The 14,358-nt window shown below is 39.6% G+C and carries 9 protein-coding genes; 6 read left to right on the forward strand and 3 right to left on the reverse strand.

The genetic code is table 11. The features are described from left to right. Positions 1–6: 6 nt before the first annotated feature. From E2I05_RS03335 to E2I05_RS03350, 4 genes are all read left to right on the forward strand, one after another. The gene (locus E2I05_RS03335) at positions 7–1,227 is read left to right on the forward strand and encodes a phosphoenolpyruvate carboxylase (protein WP_121852581.1); all 1,221 of its coding nucleotides are present in this window, start codon (positions 7–9) and stop codon (positions 1,225–1,227) included. Positions 1,228–1,335: 108 nt separating this feature from the next. Next, positions 1,336–2,118, forward strand: coding sequence for a DUF7281 domain-containing protein (locus tag E2I05_RS03340; RefSeq protein ID WP_133309468.1), 783 nt, complete (start codon positions 1,336–1,338; stop codon positions 2,116–2,118). A gap of 539 nt (positions 2,119–2,657) precedes the next feature. Then, on the forward strand, positions 2,658–5,663 hold the full coding sequence (locus tag E2I05_RS03345) for a TonB-dependent receptor (RefSeq protein WP_121852583.1): 3,006 nt from the start codon (positions 2,658–2,660) through the stop codon (positions 5,661–5,663). Between the two features lie 781 nt (positions 5,664–6,444). Continuing rightward, entirely contained in the window at positions 6,445–7,743 is a 1,299-nt protein-coding gene (locus E2I05_RS03350) for an IS4 family transposase (protein ID WP_133309469.1), read from the forward strand. Positions 7,744–8,015: 272 nt separating this feature from the next. On the opposite strand, the gene E2I05_RS03355 is transcribed toward E2I05_RS03350, so the two are convergent. Further along, a complete protein-coding gene (locus E2I05_RS03355) occupies positions 8,016–8,417 on the reverse strand; it encodes an SMI1/KNR4 family protein (RefSeq protein ID WP_121855004.1) in 402 nt (133 codons plus the stop codon). Positions 8,418–8,511: 94 nt separating this feature from the next. Further along, positions 8,512–10,596, reverse strand: coding sequence for a M13 family metallopeptidase (locus E2I05_RS03360; protein WP_121855005.1), 2,085 nt, complete (start codon positions 10,594–10,596; stop codon positions 8,512–8,514). A 164-nt stretch (positions 10,597–10,760) separates the two neighbouring features. Here E2I05_RS03360 and E2I05_RS03365 point away from each other — a divergent pair, with 164 nt between their 5' ends. Then, complete coding sequence (locus E2I05_RS03365) at positions 10,761–11,693, forward strand: Dyp-type peroxidase (protein WP_121855006.1); 933 nt, start codon at positions 10,761–10,763, stop codon at positions 11,691–11,693. A gap of 714 nt (positions 11,694–12,407) precedes the next feature. On the opposite strand, the gene argR is transcribed toward E2I05_RS03365, so the two are convergent. Then, entirely contained in the window at positions 12,408–12,875 is a 468-nt protein-coding gene (gene argR, locus E2I05_RS03370; protein ID WP_283105952.1) for a transcriptional regulator ArgR, read from the reverse strand. Positions 12,876–13,294: 419 nt separating this feature from the next. Here argR and mdh point away from each other — a divergent pair, with 419 nt between their 5' ends. Then, positions 13,295–14,230: a malate dehydrogenase gene (gene mdh / locus E2I05_RS03375; RefSeq protein ID WP_121855008.1), complete on the forward strand. Its 936-nt coding sequence runs from the start codon at positions 13,295–13,297 to the stop codon at positions 14,228–14,230. Positions 14,231–14,358 lie beyond the last annotated feature (128 nt).

Raw genomic sequence — 14,358 nt, forward strand, 5'->3', positions numbered from 1 at the left:
TTCGTGATGAGTAATAATTTACATCAAGCGGGTGTTAAGCTGCTCAAACAACTGAGTAAACACGCTGATTTGATCATGGATGCTTATGTGGCAGGCTCAGTTGATGAAACCAAAGCTGAGTCGAAAGCGATCGACAAACTAAAAAATGCTGGCATTTTGTGGCGACCTGATCTAGAGCAAGATCTCAGGTTAACTCGAACTGTGCGAGCAATGCTGGAGGAAGCATTAAGCGATGAACGCAATCGGCAAATCGACTCAAATGCTGGTTCGGCATTAGCAACGATTAAGACCTTAGCTAATCATTATAAAGAAGCTCGTCATAATGTTGATCATGCTGCCGCAGAAGCTTATCTGGCTGACTTAAGTGAGCATGTATATAGCTTTACTGAAAGCTTGGCATACTCAACCCGTGTACTTTGGAGCCGTATTAATAATGACTTCGGTTATGTTGGCAGCATAAATGCCAAAATTCGCGAAAACGAACTCGCTCAAACTCAGGTGACAGAGCTACTCAATGGATTGGAGATGTTTCAATTTGAAGAACTGACAGAGATAGCAGGTGATGTACGTGAGCTGCGAAAGTTGCTAGTGACAGCACTGCATGAAAGCTTAAGTTTGAATATCGAAGAATTAAGTTTAGTTCAAGGTCGCTTACTTGAATTATTAGGGCGTTTTCGCCAAATACGTGGGCGTACTCGTTTACTGAAAGGCTGGTTGTTAAATGCAGAAATGCATCCAGATTACACTCCTGATAACCATGTTAATCACAAGCAAATCCCTTCAATTTTTAATCAAGCCGAGTCACTCTTAGCACCAGCTTCGGTAGATATTCGCAACACAATGCATGAGGCTGAAATTATGCAATTAGTCGCTAAGGTTAAAAGCTTTAGTGACAGGCCTAAATCTACCGAATCTGAAAAAGAATTATCTAGCTTTACTTTGGAAGATACACAAGATTTTGAAATCATAGAAAGCGCCATTAAGGTGGCGGTTGATAAGTATTTGTGTGACGTCATTGAAAGTGGTCAACCGACTTCAGCATTGGAGTACTTATCAGCCAAACAATTAGCTTTTGATAGCGAAAGTTGGCTGTATCAAGTTATTGGTGGATATGAAGGCCTAGCTGAAGAATATAAAGAGCACTTCAGTTTATTAGCTGAAGGAAAAAATCACTCTGTTTATACAGGTAACTTTATTGTGAGTGATATTATTATTGGATTAGATTGATAAACATCGAGGACGAAGACTACATTGGGTAAACTCACGGACATGCATTTCAAGGCTATTGCGAATCTTGTTAAACAGCGACGACAAGTGACTTTTCGATTAAATCCAATGTGGCAAGAAATTTATGATGTGACCGAAATCGGGGATTACATTCAGCAGAGCCGGAAATTGATATTGTCTGCTAGTCACTTAAAAACTCTTCGCCAAACTATCAAAGATATTTGCAAAGTTGATGTGTTGAGTTATTCGCCTGATATTGAACGAATAGAAATGACGACTCAAGGCGCTGACGATAAACTGGCTAAAATTAAACCCGAAGATGATTTTGTCCTGTTTAAGATCTTGGGTGTGACTTTTAATTTTCAGCCTTTTACAAACGCATGCTCAATGAGAGTGAAAGTCGATGAGCTTTTAGCTTTTTTCGCAAATGAAAATATTTCAACAGTTTTAGTCGTAGAGAATCTTGATATTTTTGATCGAATTTATGAGTTTGATCTCCCTTGTAATAAAGAATCAACTTTGGTGGTTTATCGTGGAGATAGCAAACATTCACCAACAGGGTTGAAACGATTTTTAGTTAACATACCTAAGAAAAGTGAGATCATTGCTTTTACCGATTTTGATCCAGAAGGATTAAGAATTGCTTTAACACTTCCATCCATAAACGCTGTATTGCTTCCAAATCTGAAACATATACCTGTGGAAACCTTGCGTAAGTATAATCAAATTGATGACTACGTAAAGCAAAGTAATGCTAGAAGTTTTTTAAGCACATCTTGTAATGAAAAAATCGAACCAGATTGGCAGTTCATGAAAACTCATCGATTGAGCATTAAACAACAGACTATGTTGTCTAACCAAGTACCATTGAAATTGAACACGATTAATTAGGGGCTGTTGATCTTTTAGGATTAAATTTTGTGCTATTTGAGTATTTATCTGTTCAAGGCGTGAGCAGTGATGCTTAGCCATCTAAGTGAGCTGGTCACAACACAGAACAGTGAATGCTCAAAAGCATCGAAAAAAGAGAGAGCGTAAATTGGTCGCTCTTTCTAAATCAAAGGTGCTGCATTATCGTTTTCTTATTTGGAAACGAAGTAACGACAGTTTTGTATGTCGATAATAACCAAACCTCACAAACTTTGCCTTGCATAAAATAACCAATTTATCGCTGCAAAAACAATCACGAAAGATCAACAGATCCTAATCATAACTGCGATTTCATAAATTTTAGGCCTGTCTTTAACCATCGTACACCTATTTTATTTCCAATATATTTCAGTGGAAACATTTTTACACATAACTCGAGTATAAAATAGATTGTATACAGTATTCATTTGGTGTATGTTTTCGTTGTTCGAGTAAAAAATAGGCAATAACTAAGCGGTAATCGCCTCGAATATTACCTCAAAGGGATGAAGGAAAGGTTTATGAATACGAATTATTTTATAAGTAAATGTCCATCCCGAAAAACGCTTGCTGCCATTGCGGTTAGTTCAGCGTTGTTGTTTTCGGCTCCTGCAGCTTTAGCTGTGGATGGTAGCGGTATCGTCAAAGGTCATATTGAAAATGTTTCAGGTCAAAGCATTGCTAACGCAACGATAACCTTGAAGCACAAAACTAAAGGTTTGGTTTATTCTATATCAACTAATGACAACGGTGAGTATATTCTTCGTAATGTTCCTGTCGGGGACTACGATATAACGATCAGCAAAAACGGATTTTCACAAGCTTCTGAAAACAATGTTGAAGTGACCATCGGGCAAGCTCTAATACTAGATAGTCAACTTCAAAGTGCTTCAAGTGAAAATATTGAGCGTATCGAAGTTACTGGCAGCAGTATTCGTCGAGTAGATTTAGAAAACTCAACTTCTGGCGTAACCTTGACCCAGGCAGAATTGAATGTATTGCCTGTTAGTACAGGTTTTGAAAGCATTGCTTTATTAGCGCCAGGTACAGCAGCACCTGGCGGTAGTAACTTTAAAGGTGCTTCAAGTTTTGGTGGTGCTTCTTCTGCTGAAAACGGCTACTATTTGAACGGATTGAATGTCACTAATATTCGTACTGGTTTAGGTTCTATAGCCTTGCCATGGGAAGCGATATCTCAGACGCAAGTCCAAACGGGAGGAGTTACTCCTGAATTTGGCGGAGCAATGGGTGGAATAGTGAACGCAGTTTCTAAATCAGGTAACAATGATTTTAGTTTCGGCGTAGAAGCAAGGTGGGATCCTTCTTCACTTCGATCTGAACACCAATCAATTTATGATTCTGAAGGTGTTATCCAAACAAACACTCAGCGTGATAGTACTGATTTTAAATATGTAAGACTTTGGGCTAGTGGCTCAATTATTGAAGATAAACTGTTCTATTACGGTTTGTATGCACCACGCAGAACTGAGAGCGAATGGGCTGGCCAAACAACAGCAACTGACAGGGTTTATGAATCGGATCGGTATTTTGCTAAAGTCGATTGGTTTATATCGCCAGAACACTCTATTGGCTTGACTGCAATGAATAATAAAGAAACATACGAAACAAGTGTGTTTGGTTATGATGCAGATACCAATGTTGTGAGCGCCCAAATAGGCTTAACCTCTCCAGGTCGAGAAGGCGGGCAAGTCTACGGTATCAGTTACAATGGTTATTTTGGCGATAACTTTTCTGTTTCAGCTGTCGCAGGTAGAACATCAGAAAACATTGATAATGTCGCGATATCTGCAGATCCTGGTGTTTGGGATCGCAGGTTTGGAACGACTTTAAGCCAACATACTCAGTCTAGTATTTCTGAAGAAGAATACATTCGTGATCAAGCTCGTATTGACTTTAACTGGGATCTGGAATCTCATTCAATACAGTTTGGTGTTGACTACACGAATGTAAGTGTAGACTTTACTTCAGGTCAGAATGGTATTGGGGATGCAGAAGGTTGGTGGAACGTTAGGACCTCTAACGGTGATGATTTGTCAGGCTTAGATGCTGGCGAGCACTATATTGAGCGTCGTGTGAGAACAAGGTTTACTGACTCAGAAGTGAACTCTTTAGCTTTTTATGCCAGTGACACTTGGCAAGTGACTGATGAACTTGTATTAAAATTTGGTGCTCGTTACAGTGGCTTTGAAAATACCGTAAGTGATGGTCGCGCTTATGTCGATATTGATAATCAATTTGCACCAAGACTGCAAGCTATTTACGATGTATTTGGTGACGGAACGTCAAAAGCTTATGCAACATTTGGTCGTTACTTCCAGCCAGTATCCGCCAACATGAATATTACTCAAGGTTCATCTTCTATCGAATGGTTTGAACATTTTTCATTAGCTGAGCTTGATGGTGATGGATCTCCTACGCTTTCTGCTGATGGTTCTCCAAATCGTGGTGCTATGGTTCGTGATAGATTTTATCGCCAACGTGGCATTACCGAACCTGGTTTGATTTCTTCTGCTTCAATAAAACCTATGTATTCTGATGAATTTACACTGGGCTATGAGCAAGAAGTGTTTGGTGACATGACAGCAGGTGTTCGTTTTGTTTATCGAGAACTTGGACGTAGTGTAGAAGATACAGATGTAGGTCCTGTTCTTGCGAAAAAACTTGCAGAGTTGGGTATTGAAGATAACGTCGGCCAAGGTTCGTACTATGTCTTGAATAACCCAGGTGAAGCGATTCAAATGTCATATGACTTTGATGGTGATGGCACAATTGATAATGTAAATTTAAGTCAAGATGAGTTGCAATTGCAGCAGCCAGAACGTAAATACCTTGCTTGGGAGTTTACGCTTGATGGAAAAGTAAACGACGATTTAAAAATTGATGCTTCCTATACTTGGTCTCACAGTTACGGAAACACAGAAGGGTTAGTTAAGACGGATAATAACCAAGCTGATCCAGGTTGGACTACGTCTTACGACTACGCCGATTTAATGGATCACGCTTATGGTGACTTACCAAACGATCACCGACACTCGTTTAAGTTCAATGGTACGTATGCTATTACAGAAGAGCTTACACTTGGTTTAGTGAGTAGAATGACTTCTGGTCGCCCTACAAACTATTTCTCAGTTCATCCTGTTGACGTTGATAGTTGTCAAACAGGTAGCCCATGGGATGCATGTATCAGTAAGTACTATGGAAATGCATCACATTATGATTATAACGGCAGACCTGCGCCTAGAGGCTCAGTGGGTAACTTACCTTGGGTGATTAATGTTGACATGTCACTGACGTATCAGACTGAAATATTCGGACATGACTTTTCTGTAAAAGGAACGGTTTATAATCTGTTTAATGATGATGCTGCATTAAACATTAACGAATCGCGCCAAAAGTTCGTTACAGTTGGTGATGAGAGCGTTGCTGTTGTTGATCCTGAATATGGTCGTGTAACCAGCCGTCAAGGTGCTCGTTACTTCTCGATTGTAGCTCGTTACGAGTTTTAACCTCCCTGTAAAACTTATATGAGCAAGGTAAAAGCCAGCTAATTAATTAGCTGGCTTTTTTCATTCTTTATGTCATGAAATCTGTATCACTCGATTACGTCAGTTTTTAAACCTAGAAAAATCAGCTGGTGGCGCTCTTAAACCTAGAAACATCAGTTGACTGCGTTCTCAAGCGTAGAATAAATGGCTGATAGTAAGGCGTAGCTTGCAGCAAGTAGAACCACTACTTGCTGCTATTCATGCCTTGCTATCAATAATTTTTTCTGCATATATGAACGCTCCCAACCGATTTATTTACCGTGAAAATAGCCGCTAACACCTATTCCCAAGCCTGTTAGTGAAAGCATAAAAGCTAAAAATCACTTCGCCTTTAGCTTAGGTTGGAAATAATCTTCAAATCTCAGCGAATACAATTTTCATGGTGTAGGGTGATAGAAAAATAGTAGCCAAAGTAAACACATATGACATCTATGCCTATCATGAACGTTTAGGTTGAAGTACTATATTCCCTACGGCCGCCATACAAAACTGGCGTTCAACGCACTTAGTGCTTTTGTCGGGATAATTCAAAAACTTGTAACCTAGTAATGGAATCCTTTAGCCTTGCCCTTCGGGAGCTTGTATGTGTCCAAATTACTACGCAAAACTGTCTCAACGTAGCAATGTAATAACGACAGTTTTGTATGTCGGTAATAACTATGTCTTCATCATTTTTCACTTGTACTTTGTACACATACATAGCTCTGAGCTGGGAATTTAATTACTGTAATTGGTATTACTAATGCTTTGGGTTTGGTTGAAGGTTGATACCATATCTATGTTTGCTAAAGAGTCACTACTCAGCTTTTCTTCTGCTAAGAAAGATGTGCTTTATGATTTACTCAACCGAGAAGACTTGAATTGGAGAAAACTGCAACTTTACACCGCTAAAAAACTCATAAAACAGGAAGGCAAGAGTAAAGTCAGAGCTTTTGTTGTCGATGATTCAGTAAAGCAACGTCGTGGTAAGAAAATGCCCGGCGTATCCAGTCACTTCGACCATTTGACAGGGCGTTGTGTTATGGGACAGCAAGTACTGAGTTTTGGCTACGCTTCTGATAGTCAATTTGTCCCACTGGATAATGAACTCTTCATCAGTCAAACCAAAGCACAATCTCTAACCCGTAAATTTAAAGATGAGCGCTCAATAGTCGCTAAACGTTACAAGCAATCTGTGGCTCAAACTAAGCCTGCTATGGTTGCAGGTATGGTTAAACGTGCGCTGGGAGTAGGTATTGAAGCTGATTATTTTCTTGCAGACTCTTGGTTTGCCACCAAGCCTATTATCAGCATGACGCTTGAGCATGATTTGACGGCTATTCTCCGAATGAAAAAAAACAAAATGAAGTACCGCTTAGCGGATAAATCAGAGTGCAGTGCCGCCGAACTATTCAAAACTCAAGTAAAAGGCCGATGGCAAAAACTAGCAGGGTTGCCTTATCAAACAAAGTCCATTGTCGTTGAGTTGAATCTAGCAGAAACGGCAAAGCTTGAGCCGAATTGGATTAAGGTTAAACTCGTCTTTTGTCGAGGTGTTAATCCTGATAAGAAAAAAGCAGGTAAACACGATTGGGCATTATTTTTAAGTACGGACGCTTCGCTAAGCGATGAAAAAATTCTTGAGATTTACGCTTTGCGTTGGGGAATTGAAGTGTACTTCAAGGAAGCCAAACAACATCTTGGCTTTTTGAGTGAGCAAAGTCGTCATTACAGTGCTTATATTGCTTCAATTCATCTAACAGGGTTGAGGTTTTGCTTGCTTCTGCATGCGAAGCAAAATGATGAAAACAGCAAAGTCTGTGACTCAAGGAACCTACTTTGCGACAGTCTACAAAATTTAGATTTTGCTTGTAAATTATGGGGCTTATTTAAGGCTTTGATCAGCGATGCAGTTTCTAGTATTTCTTCGTTACCAACAACAGAAAGCGAAATCATACTTAATCAAGTCAACGAAGAAGTGACCTCGTTTTTTAATCAAGTTATGCAAATGGATACTTTTACATTACGCCAAGAGGCTATTTCTACTGGAAAGTACCCATGATTTTAGCTAAAAATGAAATCCGAAACTTGAGTTTTTAACACTAATTAATGATTTTCGCTATCACTCTGTAGACAGACTATCCCGCCGATCAGGATAATTTGATTCGTATATGTTAAGACAAAATTGCTTCCATGCAATGTTAATTCTTTTACTATTTAGCGATTGTGGGTCGCGTAACTCGATAATTGATTTGGTAGGTTTATCGGCGGTTAATTTGAAAGTGTGGACAGTAATGGACTGTTTTTTAGGATCAATTTATAGTGAATGAACCTTTAATTTTTTAACCAAACCTCATCAATCCAATGCCACAATGTTTCCCAGCTTTTCGAGGCCAAACGACCATCCTTCCATAAGAGAATTTGACCTGATTGGTCGATGCAATAGAAGTCTTCACCTTGCTGGCACACGGCAATATATTCTCGGGGCATTCCAACAGACCAAGCATAACTGGTGACTTCTGGTAAATAAGTATGAGCATAAGTATCAGCCGCAGTGACGGGTTCAAGGTGCCCAAAAATAACATCGCTTGCTTCAAGCAAGTATGTTTTTAGTGATTTTGGTAAAGGGATTAATATTTGCTCTTCAACTTCAACTAGTTGCTCGAATGTCGGTAGTTCAAGAGGAAAGGCTGTAGCTTGGTTGGCTTCTTGAAGTTGCTCAATAATTTCGTTCATAGTAATTCAATCTAATGGTTAATGCGGCAAGTATAAAAAAAGCGTCGACCGAATGGCAGACGCTTTTATGATTATTTACGATTTTATGAAGGCATTACCAAATTTTCACACGCTTTTCAGGTGCAAGATACATCTTATCGCCTTCTTTTACGTCATAAACTTTATAAAATTCAGGCATGTTTGATAATGAACCTAATGCACGATATTCAGGTGGTGAATGTGGATCGGTTGCAATACGGTTACGAGCGGCCGCTTCTTTCAACTTAGCACGCCACACTTGGGTAAAGCCGATAAAGAAACGTTGATCACCGGTTAACCCATCGATTACAGGGCCTTCTTCACCATTTAATGACTTTTTATAAGCTTTATAAGCGATGGTCACACCGGATAAATCGCCGATGTTTTCACCCAGTGTCAGCTCACCATTAACGTGTAAATCATCAAAGACATAGTAACCATTGTATTGAGACACAAGCGCTTTAGCTTTCGATTCAAAGGCTTTCAAATCGTCAGCAGTCCACCAATCGCGAAGGTTACCTTCGCCATCAAATTTTGCGCCTTGGTCGTCAAATCCATGCCCCATTTCATGACCGATTACCGCGCCGATGCCGCCGTAGTTAACCGCATCATCTGCTTCCATATTAAAGAAAGGTGGTTGAAGAATAGCTGCCGGAAATACAATTTCATTCATGGTTGGGTTGTAATAGGCGTTGACGGTTTGAGGTGTCATACCCCAAGCTCCTTTATCAATTGGAGCACCTAGTTTTGCTAAGTCCTTTTCATGCTCTAATGCGCCAGCACGTTGAGCGTTACCATATAAGTCATCCGCTTTGATCACAAGTTTACTGTAATCTTTCCACTTATCAGGGTAACCAATTTTAGGATTGAATTTAGCTAATTTGTCTTGGGCGGCGGCTTTGGTGTCTGCACTCATCCAACTTAATTCGTTGATGCTGTCACCGTATGCTCCACGGAGGTTCTCTACCAAAACACTCATACGAGTTTTGGCTTCAGGCTTAAAGTGGCGCTTAACATACACTTTACCAATCACTTCACCTAAAATTCCGCTGACTGTCGAAACACCACGTTTCCAACGAGGCTGTTGTTCTTCTTGACCATTTAATGTTTTAGAGAAAAATTCAAAATTTTCTTTGTCTAAAGGCTCTGAAAGTTGACTGGCAGCATGAGTCAGTGTTTGCCAAATCAGGTAGGCTTTCCAGTCGTCTAAGCTTGTTGATTTAACTACATCGTTAAGGCCCGTAATGTAACTCGGCTGATTGATGATGATATCGGCTTGCTTGTCAGCACCAAGGGCTTTTAAATAACCATCCCAATTAATGTCTGGTGCCAATGTTGGCAAATCTTTAACTTGATACAAGTTGTAAGTTTTGGAGCTGTCACGACTATCAACCACATTCCAATGCTTATCTGCAATGGCAGTTTCTAGTGCCATAACGGTTTTTGCCCGTTCTTTTGCTTTAGGTAATCCAGCCAATGTAAACATGGTTTCGATGTGTTTTAGGTAAGCAGTACGAATGCTTTCGAAACGTTCTTCTTTATTAAAATAATAATCTTTTTCTGGCAGGCTTAAACCGTATTGCCAAATGTGTGTAGCATATCGGCTTGAATTTTTAGCATCAACACTAATGTAGAATGCCATAGGTGTTCCGCCACCAATAATTTGGCTTTTGCCGAAATAACTGGCTAATTGATCTTTATTTTCGAGGAAGGCGATTTCGTTTAACTGTGCTCGAATTGGCTCAATACCGAGCTTGTTTAGTGTATCTACATCCATGAATGAACGATACAAATCAGCGACTTTTTGCTCGTCTGATCCAGCCTGAAGGTTTTCGGCTTTAGAAACATCGTCAATAATGGCTTTTACGTCATTTTTAGATTTTTCACGTAAATCATAAAAGGCACCTGCGCTGGTACGATCGCTGGGTATTTTGGTTTCTTTTAACCAAGTGCCATTAACGTAGCGGTAGAAATTATCTTGAGGGCGAACAGTCTTGTCAAAGTTGGCAAAGTCAACACCTGATGTAAGTGCTTGTTGCACTGCTGTGGCAGTTTGAGTTTGCTCCGCTGGTAATTGTTGCTCAGTGCTTTTATTATCTCCGCAAGCCGTAAGCCCAAGAAGAACAGAGGCAGCAAGACCTCCAATAACAATCTGTTTCATGTAAAATCCTTAAGTTTGTTTAGCTGTCGTAACCTAAATGATTTTTTGGAATGATACAACGCTATTGTGTGTCAAATTGTTATTGTTTGGTTATTAAAATTAGAAAACTAAAGTGAAGTTAGTTAATTATTTGTTTACTATGGTTGCATTCTGAGGAGACACATATGGATCTTGAAACAATGCCACGAGAACAACTCGGTATTTGCGCTGAAGGAAATTTACACAGCATTTATTTAATGTTTAACGCAAAAGATCATGTTGAGCCGCTGTTGCGTCCTTGTCTGGCCTCAGTGGCACAATATATCTTTGAGCTTACAGATCAACATGCTGATAGTGCATTTAACGGTTTTGTTGCCATAGGTGCTAATTATTGGGACAGTTTATACAGTGATTCTCGCCCTGAGCTGCTTAAACCGTTTCCTGCTATGCAGAATAACGACTTAATTGCACCTGCTATCGAGTATGATCTTTTTTTTCATATACGTTGTGACAGATACGATATTTTGCATTTAGTGGCTAATGAAATTGACCAAATGTTAGATGGATTAGTTGAGCTTGTTGATGAAGAACGTGGATTTAGGTACATGGACAGCCGTGACTTAACGGGGTTTGTTGATGGCACCGAAAACCCGAAAGGGCGACATCGACAGCAAGTTGCTTTGTTAGCGGAAGAAGATGAAGACTTTAGAGGCGGCAGTTACGTTCATGTTCAAAAATATGTGCATAAACTCTCTCACTGGCAACGCTTACCACAACAAGCTCAAGAAGATATCATCGGTCGCACAAAACAGGATGATGTCGAATATGCATCAGAAGATAAGCCACTCACAAGTCATATAAAAAGGGTGAATTTGAAAGACGAATATGGTAATTCAAAAGAAATTTTACGTCAGAGTATGCCGTTTGGGACTTTACACCAACAGGGGCTGATGTTTATTTCAGTGTGCCGTACACCTCGGAATTTTGAAGATATGCTCAAAAGCATGATTGTTGGCGATGCTCATGGCCACAGTGATCATCTAATGAATTATACGCAAGCCGTGACAGGCTCATCGTTCTTTGCTCCGTCATTAGACTTTTTATTAGAGTCCGCTTGATTAATCCTAAAAACATCAGTTGACTGCGTTCTCAAGCGTAGAAAAAATGCCTGATAGTAATACCAATTACAGTAATTAAATTCCCAACACAGAGCTATGTATGTGTTTAACCTAAAATCATCAGTTGAACGCTGAGTATATGAGTAACTGCTTGAGAAATATGATGATTTCATCATCATGGCTTTCACCCAATGAGTGAAGTGCTCTACGCTCACAAGCTTGCTAAAATGGCTGCTATCTGCGTTGTAACTTTTGCAAGTAGAATAACTACTTGCTGCAAGCTACGCCTTACTATCAGCCATTTTTTCTACGCTTGAGAACGCAGTCAACAGATGTTTCTAGATTTAAAGTACAAGTGAAATTGATGAAGACATAGTTATTACCGACATACAAAACTGTCGTTATTACATTGCTAGGTTGAGACAGTTTTGCGCAGTAATTTGGACACATACAAGCTCCCGAAGGGCAAGGCTAAAGGATTTCATTACTACGTTATAAGTTTTTGAATTATCCCGACAAAAGCACTAAGTGCGTTGAACGCCAGCTTTGTATGGCGGCCGTAGGGAATATAGTACTTCAAACTTGCGCCTTGTACTGAAATCCTTTAGCTCTTGCTGAGTGGGAAGTTAATTACAGTAATTGGTATTAATACCTTAAGGCAATAAAAAAGAGCTTCCCAACAAGCTCTTTTTTATTTTTGAATAAGTACAAAAATCACTCAGTGTAGTTGAATAAAGCTTTGACTGTTTCTAATGTCGTGAGTATTCCGTCTATGTTTGATGGGCTGATGAAAATCGTATCGTCTCCAGCAATGGTTCCCAAAATTCCTTCAGGCTTGCCTATTGAGTCAAGTAATCGAGCAATAAGCTGCGCGGCTCCTGGGCTAGTACGTACAACAATCATAGATTGATTGTGATCCACATCTAAGACTAAGTTTTTAAGCGGACTACCCGCGGTAGGTACACCTAGTTCAGCAGGTAAACAGTAAACCATTTGTTGTTTTGCATTTCGGGTTCGAACAGCCCCAAACTTGCTGAGCATTCTAGATACTTTAGATTGGTTTATGTTTTCAAAGCCTTCAGCTTGCAAAGCCGAAACTATTTCACTTTGAGAGCCGAAGCGCTCTTCTTTTAAAATTAACTTGAATGTTTTTACGAGCTCGTCTTGGTTTTTTATAGTCATAATAATTATTTTCGTTGTTTTACTTTGTTAATACTGCGACCCGAGATAACTAAATTCTAAATGAATTGCTAACTCTCAGTGATAACTAGAGATAAATGAATTCAATCAGTATTAGAGTATTTCTACTAACCGATTATTATACAGTGCGATGTACTCAAAAAGCATCATCAATGTTTGTAATATTCAAAAGTTGAGAAATTATTGCATAACATTTGAATTTTAGCCAACTTACTCTGCATATTCTCGCATAAAAATTCAGTGTTTTATTGGGAAACTTTGCTTTACAGGGGCGGTCAATTTCGGCTTAACAACAATGCTCCAGCAGCCTGTGTTTTATTGATATTTAAACGGCATTCCAGTAAGGTGACGACCATAATTATGATCTATGTCACATATCCGCTACATTAACGGAGATAGCTATGAAAGTTACCGTACTTGGTGCTGCTGGTGGGATTGGCCAAGCCTTAGCCCTATTATTAAAAACTCAACTTCCTGCAGGTTCGAAATTATCATTGTATGATATTGCACCTGTTACGCCCGGTGTAGCCGTTGATTTAAGTCACATCCCTACAGATGTAGAAGTAAAAGGATTTGCAGGACAAGATCCGTCAGCGGCTTTAGAAGGTGCTGATGTGGTATTGATTTCTGCTGGTGTTGCACGTAAGCCTGGGATGGATCGTTCTGACTTATTTAATATTAATGCTGGGATTGTTCGTAACTTAATTGAAAAGGTTGCGGTATCTTGCCCTAAAGCACTTGTAGGTATCATTACTAACCCTGTAAACACTACTGTCGCCATTGCGGCCGAAGTACTAAAAAAAGCAGGTGTTTATGATAAAAACCGCTTATTCGGTGTAACGACACTTGATGTCATTCGTTCTGAAACTTTCATTGCTGAAGCAAAAGGACTGAATGTTGCTGACGTGAACATCAACGTAATTGGTGGGCACAGTGGTGTTACAATTTTGCCATTACTTTCGCAGATTGAAGGCGTAAGCTTTTCAGATGAAGAAGTTGCAGCTTTAACAACTCGTATTCAGAATGCAGGTACTGAAGTGGTTGAAGCTAAAGCCGGTGGAGGAAGCGCGACATTATCAATGGGTCAAGCGGCATGTCGTTTTGGTTTATCATTGGTTCGCGGCTTACAAGGCGAAGCAAATGTTGTCGAGTGCGCTTATGTTGATGGCGGCAGTGAACATGCTGAGTTCTTCGCGCAACCAGTATTGCTTGGCAAAAACGGTGTAGAGAAAGTATTACCTTATGGCGAATTAAGCGCTTTTGAAGCTAACGCTCGTGATACTATGCTTGATACATTGAAAGGCGATATCAAAATTGGTGTTGAATTTGTAAAATAATTCAAACGAATTTGATACATGACGGAGCCTAGTGCTCCGTTTTTTTTGCTTGATTGAACCTAAATAAATCGGTTGGGAGCGTTCATATATGCAGAAAAAATTATTGATAGCAAGGCATGAATAGCAGC

Origin of the sequence: Parashewanella spongiae, from assembly GCF_004358345.1 — a bacterium.
In the GTDB taxonomy this organism is placed as follows: domain Bacteria; phylum Pseudomonadota; class Gammaproteobacteria; order Enterobacterales; family Shewanellaceae; genus Parashewanella; species Parashewanella spongiae.